The organism is Kitasatospora papulosa (genome assembly GCF_000717245.1).
Taxonomy (GTDB): Bacteria; Actinomycetota; Actinomycetes; order Streptomycetales; family Streptomycetaceae; genus Streptomyces; species Streptomyces papulosus.
The window spans coordinates 305,966-331,891 of sequence record NZ_JNYQ01000001.1 but is presented as its reverse complement, the minus strand read 5'-3'; the positions used below and the strand labels follow the sequence as shown (position 1 = coordinate 331,891).

20 protein-coding genes are annotated in these 25,926 nt (G+C 73.8%); 13 read left to right on the top strand and 7 right to left on the bottom strand.

Features of this window, described 5'->3' with window-relative positions; all coding sequences use genetic code 11:
* Positions 1–147 precede the first annotated feature (147 nt).
* On the top strand, positions 148–2,025 hold the full coding sequence (locus tag IA22_RS0101435) for an AfsR/SARP family transcriptional regulator (RefSeq protein WP_030122498.1): 1,878 nt from the start codon (positions 148–150) through the stop codon (positions 2,023–2,025).
* On the opposite strand, the gene lanKC is transcribed toward IA22_RS0101435, so the two are convergent.
* The 3 genes from lanKC to IA22_RS37015 all read right to left on the bottom strand — a co-directional run bounded on the left by lanKC (position 2,012) and on the right by IA22_RS37015 (position 6,326).
* Positions 2,012–4,627: a class III lanthionine synthetase LanKC gene (lanKC, locus tag IA22_RS0101430; protein WP_030122497.1), complete on the bottom strand. Its 2,616-nt coding sequence runs from the start codon at positions 4,625–4,627 to the stop codon at positions 2,012–2,014. The two genes, IA22_RS0101435 and lanKC, sit on opposite strands and share 14 nt — an antisense overlap.
* 74 nt (positions 4,628–4,701) lie before the next feature.
* Entirely contained in the window at positions 4,702–5,997 is a 1,296-nt protein-coding gene (locus IA22_RS0101425; protein ID WP_015577226.1) for an MFS transporter, read from the bottom strand.
* Between the two features lie 173 nt (positions 5,998–6,170).
* Entirely contained in the window at positions 6,171–6,326 is a 156-nt protein-coding gene (locus IA22_RS37015; protein WP_015577228.1) for a hypothetical protein, read from the bottom strand.
* Positions 6,327–6,687: 361 nt separating this feature from the next.
* On the opposite strand from IA22_RS37015, the gene IA22_RS0101415 reads away from it, so the two are divergent.
* The 7 genes from IA22_RS0101415 (at position 6,688) to IA22_RS0101385 (ending at position 14,323) form a co-directional block, all read left to right on the top strand.
* Positions 6,688–7,773 (top strand): radical SAM protein, encoded by a 1,086-nt coding sequence (locus IA22_RS0101415; protein WP_014156180.1) that lies wholly within the window; start codon positions 6,688–6,690, stop codon positions 7,771–7,773.
* Complete coding sequence (locus IA22_RS0101410) at positions 7,770–8,504, top strand: iron-containing redox enzyme family protein (protein WP_015577230.1); 735 nt, start codon at positions 7,770–7,772, stop codon at positions 8,502–8,504. Before IA22_RS0101415 ends, IA22_RS0101410 begins: the two co-directional genes overlap by 4 nt.
* Positions 8,501–8,746, top strand: coding sequence for an aroma-sacti cluster domain-containing protein (locus tag IA22_RS0101405; RefSeq protein ID WP_030122496.1), 246 nt, complete (start codon positions 8,501–8,503; stop codon positions 8,744–8,746). The genes IA22_RS0101410 and IA22_RS0101405 overlap by 4 nt, the downstream gene beginning before the upstream one ends.
* Before the next feature lie 87 nt (positions 8,747–8,833).
* Positions 8,834–11,953: an adenylate/guanylate cyclase domain-containing protein gene (locus IA22_RS0101400; protein WP_030122495.1), complete on the top strand. Its 3,120-nt coding sequence runs from the start codon at positions 8,834–8,836 to the stop codon at positions 11,951–11,953.
* A 3-nt stretch (positions 11,954–11,956) separates the two neighbouring features.
* Positions 11,957–12,838, top strand: coding sequence for a S8 family peptidase (locus IA22_RS0101395; RefSeq protein WP_014156176.1), 882 nt, complete (start codon positions 11,957–11,959; stop codon positions 12,836–12,838).
* 4 nt (positions 12,839–12,842) lie between these two features.
* A complete protein-coding gene (locus tag IA22_RS0101390; protein WP_030122494.1) occupies positions 12,843–13,424 on the top strand; it encodes a GAF domain-containing protein in 582 nt (193 codons plus the stop codon).
* A gap of 110 nt (positions 13,425–13,534) precedes the next feature.
* A complete protein-coding gene (locus tag IA22_RS0101385; RefSeq protein ID WP_030122493.1) occupies positions 13,535–14,323 on the top strand; it encodes a sugar phosphate isomerase/epimerase family protein in 789 nt (262 codons plus the stop codon).
* Between the two features lies 1 nt (position 14,324).
* Here the strand turns inward: IA22_RS0101385 and IA22_RS0101380 are convergent, their stop codons facing one another.
* A complete protein-coding gene (locus IA22_RS0101380) occupies positions 14,325–15,227 on the bottom strand; it encodes an EamA family transporter (protein ID WP_030122492.1) in 903 nt (300 codons plus the stop codon).
* A gap of 99 nt (positions 15,228–15,326) precedes the next feature.
* Here IA22_RS0101380 and IA22_RS0101375 point away from each other — a divergent pair, with 99 nt between their 5' ends.
* The 3 genes from IA22_RS0101375 (at position 15,327) to IA22_RS0101365 (ending at position 18,935) form a co-directional block, all read left to right on the top strand.
* Entirely contained in the window at positions 15,327–16,235 is a 909-nt protein-coding gene (locus tag IA22_RS0101375; RefSeq protein WP_014156172.1) for a LysR family transcriptional regulator, read from the top strand.
* Between the two features lie 148 nt (positions 16,236–16,383).
* Positions 16,384–18,222, top strand: coding sequence for a glycoside hydrolase family 3 protein (locus IA22_RS0101370; RefSeq protein ID WP_030122491.1), 1,839 nt, complete (start codon positions 16,384–16,386; stop codon positions 18,220–18,222).
* 110 nt (positions 18,223–18,332) lie between these two features.
* Complete coding sequence (locus IA22_RS0101365) at positions 18,333–18,935, top strand: membrane protein (RefSeq protein ID WP_030122490.1); 603 nt, start codon at positions 18,333–18,335, stop codon at positions 18,933–18,935.
* A gap of 45 nt (positions 18,936–18,980) precedes the next feature.
* Here the strand turns inward: IA22_RS0101365 and IA22_RS0101360 are convergent, their stop codons facing one another.
* From IA22_RS0101360 to IA22_RS0101350, 3 genes are all read right to left on the bottom strand, one after another.
* The gene (locus IA22_RS0101360; RefSeq protein ID WP_030122489.1) at positions 18,981–20,453 is read right to left on the bottom strand and encodes a S28 family serine protease; all 1,473 of its coding nucleotides are present in this window, start codon (positions 20,451–20,453) and stop codon (positions 18,981–18,983) included.
* Between the two features lie 77 nt (positions 20,454–20,530).
* Entirely contained in the window at positions 20,531–20,983 is a 453-nt protein-coding gene (locus IA22_RS0101355; RefSeq protein ID WP_030122488.1) for a hypothetical protein, read from the bottom strand.
* Between the two features lie 108 nt (positions 20,984–21,091).
* Complete coding sequence (locus IA22_RS0101350; protein WP_030122487.1) at positions 21,092–24,898, bottom strand: ABC transporter ATP-binding protein; 3,807 nt, start codon at positions 24,896–24,898, stop codon at positions 21,092–21,094.
* Between the two features lie 226 nt (positions 24,899–25,124).
* Here IA22_RS0101350 and IA22_RS0101345 point away from each other — a divergent pair, with 226 nt between their 5' ends.
* Together IA22_RS0101345 and IA22_RS0101340 are read left to right on the top strand one after the other, a co-directional pair.
* Positions 25,125–25,514, top strand: a complete 390-nt coding sequence (locus IA22_RS0101345) for a type II toxin-antitoxin system RelE/ParE family toxin (protein ID WP_030122486.1) — start codon at positions 25,125–25,127, stop codon at positions 25,512–25,514.
* Positions 25,514–25,921: a helix-turn-helix domain-containing protein gene (locus tag IA22_RS0101340; RefSeq protein WP_014156165.1), complete on the top strand. Its 408-nt coding sequence runs from the start codon at positions 25,514–25,516 to the stop codon at positions 25,919–25,921. The genes IA22_RS0101345 and IA22_RS0101340 overlap by 1 nt, the downstream gene beginning before the upstream one ends.
* Positions 25,922–25,926 lie beyond the last annotated feature (5 nt).

Sequence of the window (25,926 nt, the reverse complement as noted above, 5' to 3'; positions counted from 1 at the left end):
CCCTCAACATGGGGGCATCGGGCGGCGGGGGTCGGGGGCGTCACCCGGAAGATGCGGGGCCGTCACCGATGTGCCCCCTGCCGGATCGCGGCAGCATCGGCGGAGTACGGCAGCTCGTCGCCCCTCCCCCGGCCAGGAGGCCCGCTGATGCCCCTCACCCCCGTCCGCCCCGGCTCCCCCGGCACGGTGTACTTCTCCCTGCTCGGGCCGCTCTCGGCAGTGATCGACGGCAGGCCGCTGCCGCTGGGACCACGCAAGCAGAGGCTGGTCCTGGCCATCCTGCTGTCACGGCCCAACACCCCCGTTCCGGTGGACGTGCTCACCGACGTGGTGTGGCCGGAGGCCCCACCACGGACCGCGCGCAAGAACCTCCAGGTCTACGTCAGCGCCGCCCGGTCGCTGTTCGGGGCCGGCGACGACCGCGGCCGGGTGGTGCACGACTGCGGCGGCTACCGGCTGCGGGTGGAGGAGGGCGAGCTGGACACCCTGCGCTTCCGGACGCTGGCCCGGGCGGGCCGGGCGGCGGGCGAGCGGGGCGATCTGCGCACCGCCGCCCGGCTGCTGCGCGAGGCGCTGGACCTGTGGGGGGAGCGTCCGCCGCTGCACGACCTCCGGGACTCCGCCGGGGTGGCGGAGGAGGCCGAACGCCTGGAGGCCCGCTGCCTCACGGTCTACGAGGACTGGGCCGAGGCCGAGATCGAGACGGGCCGGGCGGGCGTCGCGGTGGACGGACTGCGGGACCTGGTAGAACGCCACCCCTTCCGCGAGCGTCTGCGGGCCGCGTGGATGAACTCCCTCCACCAGACCGGGCGTCAGGCGGAGGCGCTGGCGGTGTACGACGACTACCGGCAGCTGCTCGCCCGGGAGCTGGGCCTGGAGCCCAGTCCGGCGATGGCGGGCCTGTACCGGGCGATGCTCGGCGAGGGCCGGGCCGCCCGGGCAGCCGCTCCCCGGAGCGCGGCGGGCGGTGCGTCGCTGCCCGCGGACAGCAGGCACTTCACCGGCCGCGAGGACGAGTTGGCCCGGCTCCTCGACGTGTCGGGGAGCCCGGAGGGCGCCGTGCTGGTCGTGTCCGGTCCGGCCGGTGTGGGGAAGTCGGCGCTGGCCGTCCGGGCGGCCCACCTGCTCGCCGGCAGCTTCCCCGACGGACGGGTCCACGTCCGGGCGCGCCGGGAGGACGGGGCTCCCCGGACCCGGAACGACATGCTCGACGAGCTGGGGCGGCTGTGCGGGGTGAGCGGTCCCGGCAGGCCGGACCCCGCGCAGGCCGGCGACGCCTGGCAGGACTGGTTGTCGCGGCACCGGGCGCTGATCGTGCTGGACGACGTGGCGGACGAGGCTTCGGTGCGCGGGCTGCTGCCCCGGACCGGGCGGAGTTCGGTGCTGCTCACTGCCCGGGGCCAGCTCGCCGGTCTCGAGGCCGTGCACCGGACGGCGCTCGCCGCCCCCGGCGAGGACGAGGCGCTGGAGCTGCTGGGGACGCTGATCGGCGGGGACCGGCTGCGGACGGACCGGGCCGCCGCGGTGCGCATCGTGCGGGCCTGCGGGAGCCTGCCGCTGGCGGTGGCGGTGAGCGGGATGCGGCTCGCGGTGCTGCGGCACCTCCCGCTGGCGGAGTACGCGGACCGGCTCGACGACCCGGCGGCGGCCCTGGACGAACTCGTGGCCGGGGACGTGTCGGTACGCTCCCGGCTCGCCGCGGGCTGGCGGGACCTGGGGCCCCGCGACCGGGGGGCCCTGGCCCGTGTCGCGGGGCTCGCGTGGGACGGCGGATTCACGCTGGAGCGGGCGATGGCGGCACTGGACCGCGACGAGCGGGGCACGATCCGCGCGGTGGAGTCACTCATCGACACCGGTGCCGTGACCTCGCCCTCCGGCGAGGTCACCGCACACGCCGCGCTCTACGAAGTGCCCCGGCTCCTCTGTCTGTACGTCCGAGAGGCCGCGGGCCCCGAGGAGACCGGCCTACGGGAGCCGGCGCTCTCCTTCGGGGGCGGCGCCCCCCGTCTCCTCAGCCGAGGGTGAGCAGGTCCAGCAGGCCGGGAAGCGCCTCCCCGACCTGCCGGCCGTCGTGGCTCAGCCCCGGAGCGCCACCGTCGCGGCCTCCGGACAGGAAGTGCAGGGCGAGCAGCAGACCCGCCGCTCCCGTGCCGAGGTCGGCGGAGAAGCGCCGCAGCGTCGCCCCCGGGACGAGCAGCCGGTCCTCGTCGGCGACGAGGTGCCAGGTGAGGTTGCGTACGGAGGCCAGGACGCCGGGCCCGGTCCGGGTCACCGGGTCGAGCTGGCCGGCGGCGGCCGCGAGACCCGCGCGGCCGGTGAACAGCCCCGGTTCACGGACGAATTCCATGGCGCAGCCCTGGGCGACGCCCGGGATCAGCGCGCTCAGTTCCTCGTCCTCGTACCGGCCGGTGTACGCCTGGGCGACCAGCGCGACGCCCGAACTGCCCTGTCCCAGGTAGAGCAGATGGCGCCGGCCGTCCTTCACCTGGAGCGAGCCGTCGTCCATCGTGACGAGGTGCCCGGCGTCGCGTCCCAGGGCGGTGCGGGCGGCCCTGCGCAGCCACTGTTCACCGGTCAGCGCGTGCAGTTCGAGGAAGAGCAGGGCGACTCCGCTCAGCCCGCGCAGCAGTCCGGCCGACTCCGGCAGCCGTATGCCGTCCACCTGTTCGCCCCGGACCAGCCGGTCCAGGTCCCCGGCGGTGCGCAGGGCGCTGCCGACCAGCCGGTAGCCGGGGTCGCCGCCTTCCTCGCGGGCCATGCGCAGGGCGGCGAGCGCGGTCCCCGCCCGTCCGGTGAGCAGGTCGGCCGAGGCCGTCACCGGGGCGAGGGACGTCGCGCGCTCCCAGACCTCCCGTCCCTGCTCCGTGCGGCCCAGGAGGGACAGCACCAGCGCGGCGCCGGGCAGCCCGTCGTAGAGGCCGCCGGCCCCGGCGGGGTTCCGGCGCAGCGCGGCGGCCGCGAGCCAGTCGGTCCATTCGTCGGGGACGGGTGCACCGGTCCGGTGCAGGGCGTACAGGACCCCCGCCGCGCCGTTCACGAGGTCGGTACCGCCCGTGGCGAAGAGGTCGGGGCCGCCCGGGAAGAGGCGGTCGGCGCGTCCGGGGGTGGCTCCGGCGTGGATCCCGGCCAGCAGGCGGGTGCGGATCCCGGCCCAGTCCACCTCCGGCCCCTCGAACAGGGCGGCCACCTCGTCCTCGCGCCGTCGCGAGGCCTCCAGGCCGTGCAGCAGTCCCGGCCTGCGGGGACCCGCTCCGGCCGGGAGCGAGTACCGCCGCCGGGCCCAGCGCTCCAGGGTGAGGGCCTTCGCCCGCTCCAGTCCGGCCATCTCCATGACCGGCATCAGCATGCTGAGCCAGGTCGCCCAGAGCGCGTAGGCGTCGGCCTCCGTCCCGGGGGTGCCCTGCGGTGCCTGGAGGCCCTGGGCGCCGGCCAGCGGGACGTCCGCGTCGTCGAGCGCGGTGGCGTACTCGAAGTCGACGAGCGCGATCCGTCCGTCGGGCCGGACGATGATGTTGGAGGGGTGCAGATCGCCGAAGCGCAGGCCGCGCGCGTGGATCGCCTCCAGTGCCCTGGAGAGTTCACGGGTCACCGACTCGGTCCAGGCGACGTAGGGGGCGAGTTCGTCCGCCGAGTCCGCCCCGCGTACGAGGGCGAAGCGGGCGACGATCTCCTCCAGCAGGGTGTTCCCCTCGATGTGCTCCTCGATCAGGAAGTGGTGCTCCCACACGGTCCGCACCCCGTACACCCGGGGTACGCAGTCGAGCCCGGCCAGCGCCGTCAGCGCCCGGTGCTCGCGGTGCAGGCGGGTGACGGCGTCGTCGCCCGCGCCGTCGAGTCCGCAGTGCGGCCGCGCCTCGCGCAGCACCACGCGCTCTCCCGTCCCGGTGTCCTCGGCGAGGTAGATCCCGCCGGCGTTGGAGAACTGGAGGGCTCCGGTGACCTTGTACGGGAAGGTGTCGTCGCGGGCGGCGGCACGTGCCGCGAGGTGCGGTCGCAGTGCCTCGGGGGCCTCGACCCAGGAGGGCATCCGGAACACCACACCGCGCTCGTCGGGGACGAGCCTCCCGGACGGGTCCCGCAGGGCGAGGACCCGGCGGCCCTCGGCGTCGTCGCACCAGCGGGGGACGAAGGCGCCGTAGCGCGTGTAGACCGGTGCGTCGCCGATCCGCAGGTCGCTGAGCACGTAGGGGCCGCTGCGTCCCGCCAGCGTCCGGGACAGCTCGTCGGCCAGCGCGAGGAACACGGTCTCGTCGGGCGGGTAGGCCGCGATGAACTTGCCCGCGCCGCTGCGGTTCATGTGCTTGCCCGCCACCAGCAGCAACGCCTTCTCGCTGCGCAGGAACTTGAAGGGGACACCGTGGCGGACGCAGATCCGGGCGGTGTCGCGCAGGGTGGCCTCGGCCTCGCCGGGGACGGTGGACACATGGATCTTCCAGCCCTGCTCGGCGGGTTCGACGTGTTCGGGCACCAGCGAGGTCCACAGGCCCACGGCCGCGCGGCGCCAGCCCTCCGGAGGCGGATCGGTGTCGAGCCGGTACCGCGACTCCTCGTCGGGCAGCCGGGCCGGGGTGTCGAAGTACGTACGGTCGGCGAGGCAGTACAGCTGGGTGTCCTGGATGCCTGGCACGCTCGGCTCTCTCTTCTCGAAGCCCGCGGGAAGCACGGACGGTGGCGGTGGGCGGCGGACCGCGGGTGCGCGGATCAGTCCCCGGTGACGGTGGGGTTCGCGCCCGCGGGTGCGCGGGCCGGTCCCGCCCCGGGCTCCTGCCGGCCGGTGGGCTCCTCCGCCGGGGGCGGGGACGGCTCCGTCCGCGCCGAGCGGGCGAAGGTGACCACGAGGGCGGAGACGGCCAGCACGCAGCCGGTCAGGGCGAAGGCCCAGCGGGCGCCGAAGGCGGTCAGCAGGGCGCCTCCGGTCAGCGGCCCGAACGGCTGGACCATGGAGGACAGGAATCCCGCCGCGCTCTGGACCCGGCCCACCTTCTCCTCCGGGGTCACGACGAGGAGCTTCGAGAGGAATCCGATGCTGGCGACCGTCGACAGGCACATGGTGAGCGCGCACATGATCCCGGCCACCACCGGCCGGCTGACCCAGGCCATCACCCCGGCGGCGGCCACACAGGTCCAACAGGTGGCGACGATCAGGACCCGGGAGTGCCGGGCGGGGCTGATCCGCGGCGCGAGCAGCGCCCCGGACAGCGCCCCGGCGGAGACACAGGTGAGGACGAAGCCGCCGCCGACCCCCGACGTGCCCCCGTCGGAGAACGCGGTCAGGGCGGTGAAGGTGAGCGCCCCGAACGCGAAGTTCATGCCCAGCCCGAACACGAGGAGGACCGTACGGAGGTAGGGCAGGCCCCACAGGAAGGTCAGGCCCGCGAGGAGTTCGCGCCGGCTGAACACGGCGCCCGCCTTCGCCCTGGCCCGGGAGCGGGTGCGTACGAGGGCCACGCAGACGGTCGACAGCAACAGGCCCAGCGCCTCGGCCGCGAACGGCAGGGCCGGGTGGACGCCGAACAGTGCTCCGCCGACGAGGGGGCCGACGAGCCGGGCGGTCTGGGTGCGTGCCTGGAGCCGCGCGGTGGCGGTGCCCATCTGGTCGGCCGGGACGACCGCGCGCATGAGGCCGAAGACGGCCGGCCCGTAGACGCTGCCGATCACCGCGCCCGCCGCGGCGCAGAGCAGGACGAGTGGCATGGGGACGTGTCCGGACCAGACGGCCGCGGTGAGGGCGGTGACGACGATCAGGCTGCCGACGTCGCAGACCCGCATCAGCCGGCGGCGTTCGACACGGTCGGCCATCACCCCGCCGGGCAGCATCGTGATCAGCACGGTGCCCACGGACACCGTCCCGATGGCTCCGGCCTGCACGGCCGATCCGGTCTCCTTGAGCACCAGCAGCGGAAGGGCGAGGGCGCTCATCTGCCCGCCCAGGACGGCGAAGAGGCCGCTCAGCCAGAGCAGCCGGAAATCCCTGTTGCCGCGCAGCGGCGTGGTCATCGTGAACTCCCGGGGGCGGTACGGGTCGTGACGAGGGGTGCGGGCCCGTCCGGGCCGCGGAAGCGACGGTGGGGCGGCTCCGTCAGACGGAACCGCCCCACATCACCGGCCGGCCGGGCGCCACGGCGGGAGCTCCTGCAGCCGCCCGCCGCGGCGCCGCCCGGTGCGTCCGGCTAGTCCGCCAGGACGACGCTGATCACGCTGACGCAGCTGCCGCCCGGGGCCTCGATCTCCTTGTTGGCCGTCTCCTGGAGGTCCAGCACGGAGTGCGCCTCGACCTCGGGGGTCTCGTCGTTGTTGTCGTCGGCGGGCTTCGTGTTCTCGGCCATGGTGGTCTCCGTCCACTCGTGACTGCACTGGTTCCGGGGGCCCTCGAGGTGCCGGGTTTCCGGTGCGGCGGGCCGTTGCCTGCCGTTGCCGAGAAAGTTAGGAGGGCCGGCCTGGCGATCGCTTCGGCGGCGGTATGGCCCCGGTATCGGACCAGTTCAGGGCCGCTCCGTGCGCCGCGGCAGGCTTCCGTGGCGGGTCCGGTACGCCGCCTGAGCTGCGCCCATACCGCTCCTGAAGCATCGGTGGACCGTCGTCGAACCGTCGCCCCGCAGCCTGGGTGCACGTCCGCGCACGCCGGTGGGCCACGGGAAACGGTCCCCCGGCACGCACGCTCCGGCCCCGAGAAGGAGGCGGCCCCGCATGGAACTCGGCGAACTCGTCGGCCGGCGGCCGTTCCCGGCCGCCGGCCTGCTGCTCGGACTCACCCGGCGCTGCCCGCTGAGCTGCGCCCACTGCTCGACCGGCTCGTCCCTGACCACACGGGAGGAACCGGACGCGGACCGACTGGTGCGTTTCGTCGGCTCGTTCACCCGGGAGAACCGTCCCGACGTGGTGATGCTGACCGGCGGCGAACCGCTGCTGCTGCCCGCGCTCGTCGAGGAACTGAGCGCCCGGGCCCGCGCCGCCGGATCGCGTACGGCGCTGCTCAGCGGCATGTTCTTCGCCCGCTCCCGGGAAATCCCGCCGCCGGTCCTGCGCGCGATCAGGGGCGTGGACCACTTCTCCGCGAGCCTCGACGCCCACCACGAGCGGGAGATCCCCCGGGCCGACGTATTCCGCGCGGTGCACCGGATCCGGGAGACGGGGGTGGCGGTGAGCTTCCACCTCACCGGGACGGGGGCCGACGACCCCTACCTGGCGGACATCACCCGCGCCGTCGACACGGAGTTCGGCGGCCAGGTCCCCTCCCTGGTCAACGAGGTGCGGGCGTTCGGCCGGGCAGCGTCCTGGGCCGCCCCGGCCCGCACCGGTCCGGAGGCCGGAGCGGTGTCCCCGTGCGCCATGGCCGCCTGGCCGGTGGTCGCCTTCGACGGCGCGGTGCTCGCCTGCTGCAACCAGGACACCGTGGACCTGCGACCGGCCCCCGCCCATCTGTACCTCGGGCACGTCGACACCGACGACTGGGCGACCGTACGCGGCCGGGCCCTGGAGTCACCGGTGCTGCGCATGATCCGCACGGTCGGTCCCGCCCATCTGGCCGCGCGCGCCGGCGCGTTCTCCGACGGTGCCTCGTACTGCCACGGCTGCCGGGCCCTGGGGGCGGACGACAGGGTCGCGGACGAGGCGCGTTCCGTGGCGGCGGGGGCCGTGGGCGCGCTGCTGGACCTGACGGCGGCGCGCCGCGGGGCGGCGGAGGGGCCGGTGGGCGTCGTACGGCACCACGGCTGTGCCTCCTACGCCCCGCTGGTCGTGGCCCGCGTGCCCGCCGGGGACGGCTCCAGGTGAACGCCCCCGGGCCGAGTTCCTCGGCGCGGCTGCGGGTCACCCTCCGGCTGCTGGACGCGGAACTACTGGGCGCGATGGAGCACATGTGGCGCCCCGACGGGCTGCTGCCGCGCTACCGGCGCTACCTGTGCGCCATGCACGCCGTGGTGCGGGCGTCCGTCCCGCTGATGCGACGCGCCCTGGAACGGGCCGTGCTGCTGGACGTCTGCGGCGACCCGCTGGCCGGCCCGCTGGCGGCGTATCTGCGCGAGCACATCCAGGAGGAGGAGGGCCACGACGCCTGGCTGCTGGAGGACGTCCTGGCTGCGGGCTCGCTTCCGGGGGAGGCGCTCGGGCCGATGCCCCCGCCGGTCGTCGCCGCGCTGGCGGGCTCCCAGTACTACTGGGTCGAGCACCACCACCCGGTGGCCCTGCTCGGCTACATCGCGGTGCTGGAGGGGTACGCCCCGGCCGCGGACCTGACGTCCCGGATCGCGGCGGCCACCGGCCTGCCGGACGCCGCGCTGCGCACGGTACGGGAGCACGCGGCGCTGGACACGGGGCACCTGGACGAGCTGTACGCACTGCTGGACCGGCTGCCGCTGACCCGCGGCCAGGAGTCCGACGTGACGATCAGCGCCATGCACTCCCTCGACGCGCTCACCCGGCTGTTCGTCCGGCTCGGGCGCTCCGCGGCGGCATCGCTGCCGCGGGGGGCCGGACCTTCCACACCGACGGGAGTCACCACATGACCCGACCATCCGAGGACAACGGCAGCCCCCGGGCGCCCGGAGCAGGTGAACGGCCTACGCTGCCGGACGCGTTGTACGAGGCCGGTCTGCCGGTGGACATGCTCACCGACGAACAGCGCCTGGTGCTCAGCGAGCTCACGGAGGAGGAGCTCGCCGTGCTGCTCGACATCAAGGGCCGGCTGGACGCGGTGGAACCCGAGGTCCAGGCCCACGGTGAGATCGCCGGCGGCGCCCTGTTCTGAGCGGTTCCCGGGCGGGGGCGGGGCCGGTTCGCCGGCCCCGCCCTCCCGGCAGCGGCACGGCCCCACCCCTGGAGAGAAGGGAACGTCATGAACTGCACCACGTGCCGCCAGGACCTGCCGGAGGACGCCAGGTTCTGCTCGTCCTGCGGAACGCCGTGCGCCGTCGCGGCCGCGCCCGCGGAGGACGAACGCAAGCCGGTGACGGTGCTGTTCTGCGATCTCGTCGGCTCCACCGCACTGTCCGGGGTGCTGGACCCCGAGACCCTGCGGACGGTGACGCTGCGGTACTTCGAGGCGATGAGCGCGGAGATCGTGGCCCGGGGCGGCACTCCGGAGAAGTTCATCGGCGACGCCGTGATGGCGGTGTTCGGTGTGCCGGTGGTGCGGGAGGACGACGCGCGTCGGGCGCTGGCCGCCGCTCTGGGCATGCGGGACGCGCTGGCCGCGCTCAACGAGGAGCTGCACGCCACGCTCGGCATCACGCTCGCCACCCGGATCGGCGTCAACACCGGCCAGGTGGTGGCCGGCGGCGACGCGTCGGCCCGTCAGGCGCTGGTGTCCGGGGAGACCGTGAACATCGCCGCGCGCCTGGAGCAGCACGCCGGGGCCGGTGAGATCCTCCTCGGCCCCGACACCCTGCTCGCCGCGGGGCCGACGGTCTCCGCCGAGCCCACCGGACCGCTCCGGCTGAAGGGCAAGCAGGACAGTGTGGAGGCCTACCGGCTGCAGGCCCTGGGAGCGGACGATCCGGAGCTGCTGCGCCGCTTCGACGTGCCCTTCGTCGGGCGCCGTGCCGAACGGGACGCCCTGGACGCGGCCCTGTCGGACACCGTGCGCGCGGGCCGGACCGGCTTGCTGCGCGTCGTCGGCGAGCCCGGCATCGGCAAGACCCGGCTGGTCCGGGAGTGGCTGGCCGGGCGGTCCGCCTCGGGAACCCTCTCGTACGGCGCGGGCCGGTGCCGCGGACACGGGGACCAGGGCACCCTCACTCCTCTCGCCGACGCGCTGCGCGGCCTGCCGGCCATCGCCGCCGGCCAGGAGGCCCCGGCGGCCGGCGACGCGATGGCCCTGCTGTCGGCGGGGCTGCTGCGCGACGGTACGCCGAACGCGCCCTTCGAGGACATGTGCGCCGCGCTGGCGACGACGCTGGGCGGGGCGGCCCGGGAGAGGCCCTTCGTGCTGGTGCTCGACGACACGCACGAGGCGGCGCCCCTGCTGACGCGCACCCTGGAACGGCTGGCGGACGGCTCGGGACCGGCCGGTGTGCTGATCGTCTGCGTGGGCCGGCCGGACGGGACGGCCGGCGCCGGGGACTGCCTCCCGCTCACGGGGCTGCCGCGCGAGGAGAGTGTGCGGCTCGCGGGCCTGCTGGCGCGGCTCGACGGTGGCGCGGGGCCGGTGGACGAGCGGCTGCTGTCCCGTGCCGAGGGCAATCCGCTCTATCTGGAACAGCTCCTGGTCGGCGGCCGGATGGACGGCGCCGGTTCGGGGCTGCCTCCCACGCTCCAGGCCCTGCTGGGCGCCCGGATCGGGGCGCTGGCCCGGACCGAGCGGACCATGGTCGGCCTCGCCGCCGTGATCGGCCGCGAGTTCACCTCGGCGGAGCTCCTGATGCTGGAGACGTCCGCGCGGCTGGCGGAACTGCGCGGGCCCACGGCGGTGAACGTCTCCGCCGCCGACCGGGCGCACCGTCTGGGGCTCATCGAGGAGGTGCTGGTGGCGCTGGCCGGTCGGCGCCTCGTGGAGCCGGGGACGGGTCCGGAGCCGGCGGCCTACCGGTTCAGCAGCGGGCTGGTGCACGAGGTGACGTACGCGTCGTTGTCCAAGCGCGCCAAGGCGGACCGTCATGCCTGGGCGGCCGAGCTGCCCGGGGTGCTGCGGGCCGGTGACGGCGCCGTCGGCGGCCACCTCGAACGGGCCTGCCGCTACCGGACGGAGCTCGGGCTGCTCGACGACCGGACCGGACGGCTGCGCGGCCGGGCCGCCGCCGCGCTGGGCCGCGCCGGGGCCCAGGCGGTGTCCCGGTCCGACCTCGCCTGGGCGGACGACCTGCTGGAACGTGCGGTCGAGCTGGATCCGGACGACGCGGGCTCGGTCCGCAGGCTCGGCGAGGTCCGGGTGGCACTGGGACGGACCGCGAGCGGGGCGCGGTTGCTGCGCCGGGTGGCCGAGCTGGACTCGGCGTCGGTGGAGTCCGCGCACGCCAGGCTCGCGCTCGCGGTGCTGGACCCCTCGGGTCCCGGCCCCGGGCTCACGGCGACGGCACGGGCGGTGCTGCCGGTCTTCGAGGCGGCGGGCGACGCGGTCGGCCGGGCCAGGTCCCACCTGCGGCTCGCCCAGCACCTCCAGCAGGCCGGCCGGCACGAGGAGGCGGAACGTGACCAGGCGTGCGCCCTGGAGCAGGCGGTCCTGGCCGGGGCCGAACCGGAACGGGCCGCAGCGCTCGGCGCCATCGGCATCTCCCTGTGGCGCGGTCCGGTGCCCGCGCCCGAGGCGGTGGCCCGCTGCCTGGGGCTGCTGGCCGCGCACGGGGAGGGCCGCCCGACGGTCAGGCTCACGCTGAACTGCCCCCTGGCGGTGCTGTACGCGCTCCAGGACCGGCCCCGTGAGGCGTACGCCTGCCTCGCCGAGGCACAGGGGCTGGCGGGGAAACTGCGGTTCGCCGAGGCCGAGGTGTTCCTGCCGGTGTTCCGGGCCGCCGTCGAGGCGCTGCTCGGGCACGGAGGCACGGCGCTGGAGCTGCTGGCCGGCGCCGACGAGGCGGCCCGGCGCGCCGACGCCGCGGGGCTGCGGACCGCCGTGGCGCTGGACGCGGCCCGGATCGAGCTGGACGAGGGCCGGACCGGGCGGGCGACGGCCTGGATCGCGGGCATGGGTGAGGCGTCGGGGCTGAGCCCCGCGGACGCCGTCGACCTGAACGGGCTCCGGGGCCGGCTGGCCGCCGCGGACGGGCGTCCGGCGGAGGCGACCGGTCACGCGGACCGGGCCGTGCGGGCGTCGCTGCTCACGGACTCCCCGCTGGTGCGGGCGACGGCCGAACTGGACCGGGCCCGCACGCTGTTCGCGCTGGGGCGGCAGGCACCCGCGCTGGTCTCGGCGCGTGCGGCGCGGGAGCACTTCGTGAGCAAGGGCCATCTGCCGGGGGCCCGCAGGGCCGCCGGCTGTGTGCCGGACGAGGCCATGGTCACCACGACGGAGAGGAGCTGACCGATGGGAACCGTCGGAACAGGCACGGTCCCGGGGCAGGGACTCACCTGGAGCCTGCGCGGACGTGGCCCCGACGACGTACCGGTGCCCGCGGATGAGGGGCCGCCGGGCGGCCTGCCCGCGCGGCAGGCCACCGGGCGCGGGGTGCGGGTGTGCGTCGTGGACTCCGGTGTGGAGCTCGACCACCCGCTGGTCGGCCCGGTGGAGAGTTCCTGGGTGGTGGTCAAGGACCCGGAGAGCGGGGCGGTCACGGTCGAGCCGACCGACACCGGCGACACCTGCGGACACGGCACGGCGTGCGCGGGGATCATCCGGCGCACCGCGCCCGACTGCGAGATCCACAGCGTCCGGGTGCTGGGCGAGCGGTTCTCCGGTACCGGCGAGGTGCTGATGGCCGGGCTCCGCTGGGCCGTGGAACAGCGCTTCGACGTGGTGAACCTGAGCCTGTCGACCACCCGCGCCCGGTTCGCCCCCGAGCTGCACGGCCTCGCCGACCGGGCCTACTTCGGCCGTACGGTGATCGTCGCCTCCGCGCACAACACCCCGGTGGAGAGCTACCCGTGGCGGTTCGCCTCGGTGATCTCGGTGGGCAGCCACCAGGAGGACGACGAGCTGCACCTCTACAACCCGCAGCCCCCGGTGGAGTTCTTCGGTCCGGGACAGAACGTGTCCGTGCCGTGGCTGGGCGGCCGGACGATCCGCACCACCGGGAACAGCTTCGCCACCCCGTACGTCGCGGGGCTCTGCGCCCGCGTCCTGTCCGGGCATCCCAGGATGACGGCCTTCCAGCTCAAGAACGCCCTCTACCTCTCCGCGGCCAACGTGCACGCGGACCCGCGTCCTTCCACAGCGGCAGGAGACACCCGTGACGACTCCGAGAACTGACGCCATGCCCACGTCCGCGTCCCCGTCCTTCCACGCCCCGGGTGACGCCGCCCGGCACGAGCTGCTCCAGTCGGTCGTCGACGTGGCGCGGGCGATCTTCGGGGCGGCCGCCAGCTCCGTCTGCCTGCTGGACGAGGAGGCGGACGAGCTGGTCTTCCAGGCGGTCTCCGGCGAGGGCGAGGCGTTCCTGGTGGGGCGCAGGTTCCCCGCGGGGCGCGGTATCGCCGGCTGGGTGGCGACCTCGGGTGAGCCGATGGTGGTGGACGACCTGAGCCGGAACGCGTCGTTCGACCGCTCGCTCGCGGAGTCCACCGAGTACGTCCCGGACGCCCTGATGGCCGCCCCGCTGATCAGCGAGTCGCGGGTCCTCGGGGTGCTGGAGGTGCTGGACCCCTCCCCCCAGGCGCGGTCGGGCGTCCGTGAGCTGGACCTGCTGGCGATGTTCGCCCGGCAGGCCGCGGCGGCGCTGCGGGTGCTCACTCCGCACGCGGCGGCCACCGGCGGACGGGGGCTGGAGGGCGAACGGCGGGAGGACGCGCTCCAGTTGCTCGGCAGTCTGGAGCGACTGCTGCGGGGCACGGGCTGAGGGGGCCGTACGCCGGGCGGGGCGCGGGAGTGACGGCCGGTTCCGGAGGGCAGGAGCCGGTGGAGTGCCGGGCCGTTCCCGCTCCGGCCCCCAGCGGAAGGACACAGACCGTGAAGCTCGCTTTCTCGACCCTCGGAGTACCGGGCATGCCCGTCGCGGACGTGGTACGGCTCGCCGCCGGGCAGGGGTACCAGGGCGTCGAACTGCGCGCCCACCCGGAGGAGCCGGTGCACCCCGGCCTCGGTTCGGCGGAGCGGGCCGCAGTGGTCGAGGAGTTCGACCGGGGCGGTGTCGAGATCCTCACCGTCGCCGGTTATGTGAAGGTCGCCGCCGCGGGCGAGGACGAGCCGGTGCTCGCGGAGCTGGCCGGGCTGGTGGAGCTGGCCCGCGACCTGGGCGCCCGGTACGTCCGGGTGTTCCCCGGTGGCGGGGACCAGGACACCGCCGAGTCCGACGCGATCGCCGCCCGGCGTCTGGGGGCCGCCGCACCGCACGCCGCCGACCTGGGCGTACGCATCCTGCTGGAGACCCATGACTCGCACCGGGGCGGTGCCGACGTCGCGCGGGTGGTGGGCACCGTCGGACACGGGCAGATCGGCGCGCTCTGGGACGTCATGCACACCTGGCTGGCCGGTGAGGAGCCCGCGGCCAGCCACGCGGTGCTGGCCCCGCACCTGGGATACGTACAGGTGAAGGACGTCGCCTCCGCCGAGGACACCACCCCGCTGGCTCTCGGTGCCGGGGTGCTGCCGCTGCGGGAGTGCCTGGACACGCTGGACCAGGACGGCTGGGTCTGCTGGGAGTACGAGAAGCGGTGGTACCCCGAGGCCGCCGGGCTGCCGGAGCTGCTGGCGGCGGGGCGGGAACACCTCCTGCGGCTGGGCTCGCCGAAGCAGTAGGTCAGACGGCCGCCTCCCGGGCCTCCGGCACCGGGGGCACGACGGCGGGGCGGGGCCGGGCGAGTGAGGTCAGGGCGACCCCGCCGGCCAGCAGCGCGGCGGCGCACCACCGCAGCGGACCGACCTCCTCACCGAGGAGGAGCGCGGCCGAGGACATCCCGAAGACGGGGACGAGCAGGGTGAACGGGGCCACGGACGAGGCCGGGTGGTGGCGGAGCAGGAAGCCCCAGGCGGCGAAGCCGAGGACGGTGGAGATCCAGGCGACGTAGACGACGGTCCCGGCACCGGTCGGGTCGAGCGCCGCGAGGGCCTCGACGTCACGGTCCCAGCCCTCGAACAGCAGGGACAGACCGAGCAGGGGCAGCACCGGGACGGTCGAGACCCACACCATGAAGTTCAGGGAGTCCCGCGGGGCGGCCTTGCGGGTGAGCACGTTGGACACACCCCAGCAGGCCGCCGCCAGGACCACCAGGACGAAGGCGAGCACGGGGCCGCCCGCCCCCTCGTCGACGGCGGCCACCCCGATGCCGGCGAGCGCGATCCCCATGCCGAGGACACGTCGTCCGCCGGGCCGTTCGGACAGGAACAGGGCCGCGAACAGGGCGGTGAAGACGGCCTGGACCTGGAGGACGAGGGAGGAGAGCCCGGCGGGCATCCCCTGGTCCATCCCGACGAAGAGCAGCCCGAACTTGGCCACTCCGAGCGACAGGCCGACGCCGACGATCCACTTCCAGGCCACCGTGGGCCGGCCGACGAGGAACACGGCGGGCAGGGCGGCCACGAGGAAGCGCAGGGCGGAGAAGAGCAGGGGCGGGAAGTGGGCGAGACCCAGCTCGATGACGACGAAGTTCACACCCCAGCCGGCGGCGACCAGCACGGCCAGGGCGATGTGGAGGGGACGCATGCACCGAGCATCCGACGCGAGGACCGTGTAGCACCAGCGCGGATTCCTTCATGGTTGGATTGAGCACCGCTTACGTTTCCTGCTCGCCCGGAGGTCCCGGTGCTCGACCTGTCCCGGCTGCGCGCCCTGCACGCGGTCTCCGTCCACGGCTCCGTCGCGGGCGCCGCCGCCGCACTCGGCTACACCGCCTCCGCGGTCTCCCAGCAGATCACCAAGCTGGAGCGGGAGACCCGCACGACCCTGCTGGAACGCCGTGGGCGCGGGGTGGCGCTCACCGAGGAGGCGCTCCATCTCGCCGCCACCGCACAGCAGTTGCTGGCCATCGTGGAGCAGGCGGAGACGACGCTGGAGCAGCGCAGGGGGCGTCCGACGGGGCGCCTGTCCATCGCCGCGTTCGCCTCCGCCGCGCGCGGGCTGCTGCCGGGCGTGCTGGCGGAGCTGGGACGTGAGCACCCGGCGCTGGACGCGCGGCTCACCGAGGTCGATCCGCACCTGTCGGTCGACCTGGTGGCGAAGGGCGTGATCGATCTCGCGGTCGCCCACGACTGGGACATCAGCCCGCTGCCCGCGCCGGAGGGCGTCGCCCAGGCGGTGCTCGGTGACGACCGGTGCGATCTGCTGGTGCCCGAGGGGCACCCGCTGGCCGGCCGGGAGGCTGTGCGGCGGGAGGAGCTCGCCCAGGAGCGGTGGGTGTGCCAGCCGCCCGGCACGGTGTGCCACGACTGGCTCGTGCGGACCCTGCGCGCGGCCGGTTGCGAGCCGGACATCCGGCACCGGGCGGAGGAGAACCACACACAGCTGGCCCTGGTCGCCGCCGGGCTCGGCGTGGCGATGATCCCGAGGCTGGGGCGGGGTCCACTGCCGGAGGGCGTGGTCGCGGTGCGGCTGGACCCCGTGCCGGTCAGGCGGCTGTACGCGCTGTGGCGGACGGAGGCGGCGCGGCGCCCCGCGATCACCGCGGCGGTGTCGGTCCTGCGCGAACGGGGCGCGGGAGCGGGTCTGACCTGAGCGCAGGAGACCGCGCGTCCCGCCCCTCCGCGCCACCGCTCACCCGTCCCGGTGTCGCGACGTTCTCGGATCACCCTCTTGACTGGTAGTTACTTTCCATATATCCGTACCTTCTTGGAAGTTTCTTTCAGCACCGGAAGGGGCTCACGTGCACCACCGCACCTCCAGACGCACCCTCCTCACCGCCACGGCGGCGGCCGCGGCGGCCGCGGCGACCGGCGTCGTCGCTCTTCCCGGCAGCGCGCAGGCAGCCGCCTCCGCCGCCTCCACGGACAGCCGCCTCAAGCGGCTCATCGCCCGGATGAGCCTGGAGGAGAAGGTCGGCCAGCTCTTCGTGATGCGGGTGTACGGGCACTCCGCCACCGAGCCCGACCAGGCGGACATCGACGCCAACCTCGCCGAGATCGGGGTGCGCGACGCCGCCGAGCTGATCTCGACGTACCACGTCGGCGGGATCATCTACTTCGCGTGGGCGCACAACACCCGCGACCCGCACCAGATCGCCGACCTCTCCAACGGCATCCAGCGGGCCGGGCTGGCCGGCCGCACCCCGCTGCCGCTCCTGGTCTCCACCGACCAGGAGCACGGCATCGTGTGCCGGGTCGGTGAACCGGCGACGCTGCTGCCGGGGGCGATGGCCCTGGGGGCGGGCGGTTCACGCTCCGACGCCCGTACGGCGGGCCGGATCGCCGGGGCCGAGCTGGCGGCGCTGGGCATCAACCAGAACTACGCGCCGGACGCGGACGTCAACGTCAATCCGGCCAACCCCGTCATCGGGGTGCGCTCCTTCGGCTCCGACCCGGAGTCGGTCGCCGGGATGGTCGCCGCGCAGGTGAAGGGGTACCAGAGCGCGGGGATCGCCTCCACCGCGAAGCACTTCCCGGGGCACGGTGACACCAGCACCGACAGCCACACCGGTCTGCCCGTCATCCGTCACACCCGGGAGCAGTGGGCCGAGCTGGACGCCCCGCCGTTCCGGGCGGCCGTGGCGGCGGGCATCGACTCGATCATGACGGCGCACATCGTGGTGCCCGCCCTGGACCCGTCGGAGGACCCGGCGACCCTCTCGCACCCGATCCTCACCGGCATCCTCCGCGAGGAGCTCGGCTACGACGGCGTCGTGGTCACCGACGCCCTGGGCATGGAGGGCGTCCGCACGAAGTACGGCGACGAGCGCGTGCCCGTCCTCGCGCTGCTGGCGGGCGTCGACCAGCTGCTCAACCCGCCGGACCTCAAGGTCGCCTGGAACGCCGTGCTGGGCGCGGTGAGAAGCGGCGAGATCAGCGAGGCCCGCATCGAGGAATCGATTCTGCGCATCCTGCGGCTCAAGACGAGGCTCGGGCTGTTCCGCGATCCGTACGTCACCCACCGGGGTGTCGACCGCACCGTGGGCGTCCGTTCGCACCTCGCCACCGCCGACCGGATCGCCGAGCGGACGACCACGCTGCTGGCCAACACCGGCTCGCTGCTTCCGCTGTCCCGCAGGTCCCACAGGAACCTCCTGGTGGTCGGCGCAGATCCGGCCTCGCCCTCCGGCACGACCGGCCCGCCGACCACCACGCTGGCCGGGGCCTTCGAGGAGCTGGGATTCGCGGCGACCGCGCTGTCCACCGGCACGGCACCCACCCAGGCGAAGATCGCCGAGGCGGTGGCCGCCGCCGCGGGCAAGGACGCGGTGGTCGTGGGCACGTACAACGTGTCGGCGACCAGTTCGCAGCGGACCCTGGTCAGCGCCCTCGCGGCCACCGGCGTCCCGGTGATCACGGTCGCGATCCGCAATCCGTACGACATCGCCCAGCTGGCCGGAACGGGCTACGCGGCGAGCCTCGCCGCGTACTCCTGGACGGACGTCGAACTGAGGGCCGCCGCACGGGTGATCGCGGGGCGGGCCCGCCCCGAGGGCAGGCTGCCGGTGCCGGTGCAGCGGGCGGACGCCCCCGCACAGGCGCTCTACCCCGTGGGTTACGGGCTGTCGTACCGCATGTAGGCCGGTAACCACCCGATGAGCTGAAAACACCCCGTGCACCTGGCGTGCGCCCGCCCCGGCGGGTCACGCTGGGTGCACGTCCCTGTGGGCGTACAGGGGGGTCGTCGTCCATGCGAGAGTGCCGTGCCGTGCGGATGCCGCGCGTCCTGCTGACCGTCGTCGCGGCGCTCGTGCTGAGTGCCTGTCGGCAGCCGGTGACCGGCACGCCGGGCACGCCCGCCGGGAGTCCGCGCGGCGGTACGGCTGCCACCGGGCAGGGGCCGGAGTTCCTGGGGCCGGCCGAGTGCAGTTCGCGCGGGGGGACGGTCCGCGAGGTGTCGTGCGGCAGTGAGAGGGCGGCGGCGCGGGTGCTGGCCCGGTACACCGGCACCCCGTCGGACGGTCCCGCGTGTCCGCCCACGACCGACTTCGTCCTGCACATCTCCCGAGGCGGTCCTTCCGCTCCCCGGGGCTACGCGTGCATGCGCAATCTGGAGTCCCCGCATCCGGGCGATCCGGGACAGGGCGGCGGTCCGCGCACCGTCGTCGGGGACTGCGTCCAGGGCCTCCGCGACGGCGAGGTCAGGGAGACCGCCTGCGACGGATCGGGCGAGCGCCCGCCGGAGTTCGAGATCGGGTCGGCGGCCGCACGCCGCGCCCTCTGCCCGGACAGCACGGATCTGTATGTGCGGCTGGGCGGGGACAGGCCGGTGGGCTGCGCCCACCGGGTGTGATCAGCACCCGGCGGACGCAGCCCACTTCGAATCCGGGCCGGCCTGTTACGGCCTCAGCGTGCCCCGGTTGCGCTGGAGTTCGTCGTCCCGCTTGTCGAGGCGGGCGTCGAACTTCGCGAGGGGCTTCGCCTTCGCCGGGTCGGCCTCGACGGCCGCCGGCGCGACCCCGGCCCAGCGGAGGACGGCGGCGGTGGCCTTCGCCTTCTCGTCGGCCGTGAGACCGGCGATCTTGGAGCCGTGGTTCCCGCCGTCCACCGTGTAGACGTAGCTGTCCCTGGCGCCCTTGCCGAGGCGGAAGGGCTCCGCGCCCCACGGGTCGTTCCCGCCGTAGACGTACATCATCTGCCGGGCGTTGTTCCTGACCCAGCTGTCCACGTCGCGCATGGCCGAGTGCTGGAACTTCATCGGGATGGAGCGCGGCACGAAGTTGCGCGGCGGCTGGTAGCCGTAGCGGCTGAGGTTGCCGAGCCAGGGCTGCTCGATGTCGGGCGATCCGAGCTGCGTGCCGGCCTGGTAGTAGTACGGCGTGTACGTCGCCAGGCCCTGGTCCGCGTAGGCCGAGAAGCCCGAGATGCCGTCGACGGAGTCCCAGATCTCCTGGTCGGTGGCGTTCTTCGCGTCGGCCGGGACGGACGCGCAGTCGGCGAGCAGGCTGTACTGCCAGAACGCCCAGACGTAGTCCATGACGACGGCCTCGTACGCCTTGTCGAGCGTGCCGACCGTGTCGAAGGTGAGGTTGTTCTCGGCGGCGTAGGCCGCGAACTTCTTCTCCAGCGGCTCCCGGCGGACGAGGGCCTCACGCTGGACGCCGCTCAGCCGGTCCCGGCACTCCTTGGTGCCGACGCGGGCGAAGAACCGGTCGTACGCGGAGTCCTCGTCATTCACCACGTCGTTGGGGGCGACGTAGGCGACGACGCCGTCCATGTCCTTCGGGTAGAAGCGCTCGAAGTAGGTGGCGGTCATACCGCCCTTGGAGCCGCCGGTGGCGAGCCAGTTCTGGGAGTAGATCCTCTTCAGCGCCTTGAAGACCCGGTGCTGGTCGCTGGCGGCCTGCCAGATGTCCAGCTTCGACCAGTCGGCGGGGGCCGGGCGGGACGGCGTGAAGAACCGGTACTCCAGGGACACCTGGTTACCGTCGATGATCTGAGTCGGCTCGCTGCGGCTCGGGTTGGTCGAGACGTTGTAGCCGCTGGTGAAGAAGACCGTGGGCCGGCTCGTGTCCTTGTGCAGCAGGGTGACGCGCTGCTGGAACGTGCCCTTGGACGGGTGCTTGTGGTCGATCGGCTGGGTGTAGTTCAGGACGAAGTAGCGGTACCCGGGGTACGGCTTCTCCTCGATCAGACTCATCCCCGGGATGGCCAGGATGCGGTCCTTGATGTCCTCACTGCTGCGGCTGTGGCCGCTGCCCTGCTTCGCGGCCGGTTCCGCGGCGGTGGCCGCACCGGCCGAGGCCCCGGTCGCACTCACTGTGCCTATGAGCACCGCGAGCGACAGAACGCCTCTGAGCACCTTGCGCATGCACCCTCCCCTTGATTCACGACATTCGCCGTGAACCTAGCGGGGGTCACACCCGTCACGCCAGGCCTACTCGCACCTCAGCACAAGATCCACCCGGTGGAGCCGGACGAGCCTCCGACGGAACCCGAGGCACGGACACAGCGGTTCAGCGCGTGGACCGTGACCGGGCCGGCCAGCTTCGTGAACTTCCCGCTGTCGACGACCGCCCGGCCGCCGCGCGGCTGCAGCGACACCCGCATCGCGCGGCGGGCGCCCGGCTTCTTGGCGACGCTCACGGCACACGCGTAGGCACGGCTCTCGTAGACGCGCAGCGAACCGGTGGAGAAGGTCACCGTTTTGACCAGCCGCCCGGAGCAGGCCGACGCGGCGTGCGCGGGGGCCGCCCCGGTGGGGCCCAGCACCAGGCCGAGGGCGCCGAGCAGCGGGAGGACGAGCAGCGCCGCGGCCGCACGCCGGCCCGCCCCCGGCCGCTGTCGTCCCGATGACCTCAACGGGCTCGCCACACCGTTCACCTCATCCACCCCGCCCATTCCGTAGAACGCTTGGCCCCTTCTCGGGCACATGTACGCACCGGTGTACGACGCGGGAAGAGGGCCGTCGGGTTCCGCGGTGGCGGAGGGCCGTCCGCCCACCGGGCGTCACACGCCTGCCGGGGTCTCCTCGCCCATGTCCTCCCCTATGAAGGTGCGCCACAGCCGCGCGTACGCGCCTTCCCTGGCCAGCAGCTCCTCATGCGTACCGTCCTCGGCGACCCTGCCCCGGTCCATCACCACGACCCGGTCGGCCCGGGCCGCCGTGGTCAGCCGGTGGGCGACCACCAGGGTGGTGCGCCGGCCCGCCAGCCGGTCGGTGGCCTGGTTGACCTGCGCCTCACTGGCGAGGTCGAGGGAGGCGGTCGCCTCGTCGAGCAGCAGGACGTCGGGGTCGACCAGCTCGGCACGCGCGAGCGCGATCAGCTGGCGCTGGCCGGCCGAGAGGTTGCGGCCCCGCTCGGCGACCCGGTGGAGGTAGCCGTCCTCCAGGGTGGCGATCATGTCGTGCGCGCCGACCGCGCGTGCCGCAGCCTCCACCTGGGCGTCGGTGGCCTCCGGCAGCCCGTACGCGATGGCGTCGCGGACCGTCCCCTCGAAGAGGTAGGACTCCTGCGGCACCACTCCGAGCCGGTGCCGGTACGCCGTCCTGTCGAGCTTGCGCAGGTCGGTGCCGTCCGCCGTCACCCGCCCGCTCGTCGGGTCGTAGAAACGCGCGACGAGCTTGACCAGGGTGGACTTGCCCGCACCGGTCTCCCCGACGAAGGCGACCGTCTGGCCGGCCGGGATCCGCAGATCGATGCCGGTGAGGGCCTCCTCCTCGCCCGTGTACGCGAAGGACACGTCCTCGAACGCGATCTCGCCGCGCAGCGACGTCACCGCCTGGGGCTCGTCGTGGTCGGCCGTGGACGTCGGCTCCCGCAGCAGCTCCTGGATGCGTCCGAGGGACACGCTGGCCTGCTGGTAGCCGTCGAACACCTGGGACAGCTGCTGCACCGGGGCGAAGAACAGGTCGATGTAGAGCAGGTAGGCGACCAGCGCACCGGTGGTCAGCGTCCCGTCGTCGACCCGGCCGGCTCCCACGATCAGCACCGCGGCGGCCGCGACCGACGCCAGGAGCTGCACGAACGGGAAGTAGACCGAGATCAGCCACTGCCCTCGCACCCGGGCCTGGCGGTAGTGGTCGCTGCGCGCCGCGAAGCGCTCGGCGCCGTCGGTCTCGCGCCGGAATGCCTGGACGATCCGCAGCCCGGCGACGGACTCCTGGAGGTCGGCGTTGACGACGCTGATGCGTTCACGGGCGAGTTCGTAGGCCTTGACGCTCTTGCGGCGGAAGAAGAACGTGCCGACGATCAGCGCGGGCAGCGTCGCGAAGACGACCAGGGCCAGCTGCACGTCGAGGACGAGCAGCACGACGGTGATGCCGAAGAAGGTGACGAGGGAGACGAAGGCGGTGACCAGACCGGTCTGCAGGAACGTCGACAGCGCGTCCACGTCCGTCGTCATCCGGGTCATGATCCGGCCGGTCAGCTCCCGCTCGTAGTAGTCGAGACCGAGCCGCTGGAGCTGCGCGAAGATCTTGAGGCGCAGGGAGTACAGCACGCGTTCGCCGGTGCGGCCCGTCATCCGGGTCTCACCGATCTGCGCCAGCCACTGCACGAGGACGGCGAGCAGCCCCAGCCCGGCAGCCGCCCAGACCGCGCCGAGCGCCATCTTCGTGACGCCGTCGTCGATGCCGTGCCGGATCAGCACGGGCAGGAGCAGCCCCATGCCGGCGTCGACGGCGACCAGTCCCAGGCTCACCAGCAGCGCGGCCCCGAAGCCGTGGAGCAGCCTGCGCAGGCCGTACGACTTCTCCGGGCGCACCGCGCTCGCCTCGTCGATGGCGGGGACGTCGGTGGCCGGGGGCAGCGCGTCGACCTGGGCCAGGAGCTCGGGGGTGGCGGGCATCCCGGCGGCCGCCGTGTCGCGCTGCTCCTCCTTGCGGATCCACAGGGCGGGGGTGACCCCGCGCTCCGCGTCGAACTCCGCGTCGAGCTCCTCCAGGAGCGCGCGGTCGTCCTCCGGCTCCGCCACGACCGCCTTGGGCCGGTGGCCGGGCGAGGTGCCGCCCAACTCGTCGGGGTCGGTGAGCAGCCGGCGGTAGAGCGCGGAGCGGCGCTCCAGCTCCGCGTGCGTCCCGATGTCGGCGAGCCGGCCCCGGTCGAGGACGGCGATGCGGTCGGCGAGACCGAGCGTGGACCGGCGGTGGGCTATCAGCAGGGTCGTGCGGCCCTCCATGACCCGGGCCAGGACCTCGTGGATCTCGTGCTCGACCCGGGCGTCGACGGCGGAGGTGGCGTCGTCGAGGATCAGCAGGCGGGGGTCGGTGAGGATGGCCCGGGCCAGGGCGACGCGCTGGCGCTGGCCGCCGGAGAGGGTGAGCCCGTGCTCGCCGACCTTGGTGTCGTAGCCCTCGGGCAGCTCGGAGATGAAACCGTGCGCCTGGGCGGCGCGCGCGGCCCGCTCGATCTGCTCCTGGGTGGCACCCGGGTATCCGTACGCGATGTTGGCGCCCACGGACTCGGAGAAGAGGAAGCTGTCCTCCGGCACGAGGCCGATGGCGGCCCGCAGCGAGTCCTGGGTGAGCTCGCGGACGTCGTGGCCGCCGACGAGGACGGCGCCGTGGGAGACGTCGTAGAAGCGGGGCAGCAGGAGCGAGACGGTGGACTTGCCGCTGCCGGAGGCGCCGACGACGGCGACCGTCTCGCCCGGGTCGATCGTGAGGGAGAAGCCGTCCAGGACGGGGCGGTCCTCCTCCGCTCCGCTTCCGGGGGTCTCTTCACGCGCGTAGCCGAAGCGGACGTCGTCGAACTCGACGCTCGCGGGGGCGTCGGCCGGGAGCGTCCTGGTGCCGTCCGTCATGGACGGCTCGGTGTCGATCAGCTCCAGGACGCGCTCCACACCGGCCCTGGCCTGCTGGCCGACGGTGAGGACCATGGCGAGCATCCGGACCGGGCCCACGAGCTGGGCGAGGTAGGTGGAGAAGGCGACGAACGTGCCGAGCGTGATCTCGCCACGGGTGGCGAGCCAGCCGCCGAGCGCCAGCATCGCGACCTGGCCGAGCGCGGGGACGGCCTGGAGCGCCGGGGTGTAGCGGGAGTTCAGCCGGATGGTGCGCAGCCGGCCCGCGAAGAGCTTGCGGCTGACCTCGCGGAGCTTGCCGGTCTCCTGCTCCTCCTGGCCGAACCCCTTGACGACCCGGACGCCGGACACGGCCCCGTCGACCACTCCGGCCACGGCGGCGGCCTGGCTCTGGGCGTACCAGGTGGCGGGGAAGAGGCGGGCCTTGGAGCGGCGGGCGATGAACCACAGGGCGGGGGCGACGGCGAGGGCGATCAGGGTCAGGGGCAGCGAGAGCCACGCCATGATCACCAGGGAGATGAGGAAGAGCAGGATGTTCCCGATGGTCATCGGGAGCATGAACAGCAGCCCCTGGATCAGCTGCAGGTCACTGGTGGCGCGCCCGACGACCTGGCCGGTGGAGAGCTCGTCCTGCCGCTTCCCGTCGAGCCGGGTGAGGGTGCCGTACATCTCGGTCCGCAGGTCGTGCTGGACGTCGAGGGCCAGCCGGCCGCCGTAGTAGCGGCGGATGAAGGTCGCGACGTAGACGAGGACGGCCGCCCCGACGAGGAGGCCGGTCCAGACGCCGAGGGACCGGGTGTGACTGCCGACGACGTCGTCGATGATCACCTTGGTGATCAGCGGGACGAGGGCCATCACGCCCATGCCGGCGAGCGAGGACCCGAGGGCCAGGACGACGTTGCGCCGGTAGCGCCAGGCGTACCCGGTCAGCCTCCGTCCCCAGCCGGGCTCCTGGGCGCCCTGCTCCCGGGTGTCCCGCTCCTCCGCGCCCTGTTTCTCCGCGCCCGCCACCCGTGCCTCCTGATTTCGCCCCGTTGCCCCGCCTGACCTACCGCATCTCACCAACGCGGCCGGCAGCGGATTTCATCCTTCCGCAACAATTCCCGGCCGATGGGCGGAGGCGTGGGGGGCGGTGGACCTAGGACTCGTGGTCAACAGGACGGGAGGTGCCACCCGTACGCGCGATAGCGCAACAACTATCCGCGTTATACCTTGAAGTATCTATACCTTCCAGAATATGGATAGCCCCTACACCGTCGAGATCGAACCCGAGGTTCGACTGTGGCTGATGAATCTGCGCGACGACGACTACCTCGCGGTCGAGCACATCGCCGACCTGCTGCGCGACCGTCCGACCACCCTGGGAGAGCCGTACTCCCGGCACCTCGGCGAAGGAGTCCGGGAGCTGCGCTTCTCACTGGGCTGCAACCGGGACGCCACAAGAATTTCCTACTGGCTGGCGCCCGGCCGGAGAATCGTCCTGCTCACCGTCTTTCGCAAGACGCGGCAGAGGGAGAGCGCGGAAGTGGCACGCGACAAGCGAACAAAAGCGCTCTGCGAGGCTGCGCACGAAGCCACGCTCGACGTGTACACCCGCACCACAGAGGCAGAGACGAAGGAGTGGTAATGGTCAGCCACGCCCACTGGAAGATGGCCCGCGACAGGAAGGTCGCCCAGGGAATCGCGGAGGACCCCGCGACGGAGAAGCTCCGCGCGGCGATCGCCCTCCGGTACGACGTGGGGCAGGCCGTCCACGACCGGCGGGCCGAGTGCGGTATCTCGCAGACCGAACTGGCTCGACGGGCGGGAATGACGCAACCGCAGGTCTCCAAGCTGGAGATCGGCGGCACCCTGCCCACCGTGGCGCTGCTTGCCCGGCTGGCACGGGCGATGGATGCGACGTTCAGCTTGGAGGCCGACGGAGAGGGTTTCCGGATGGCGTTCACCGCGGCCGGATCATCGGATGCGGGTCCGTCCGTGTCCGCAGCCGTCGAGGCCACGGACACGGACGCGAAGCGGACGGCCGCCGGCTGAGGCGC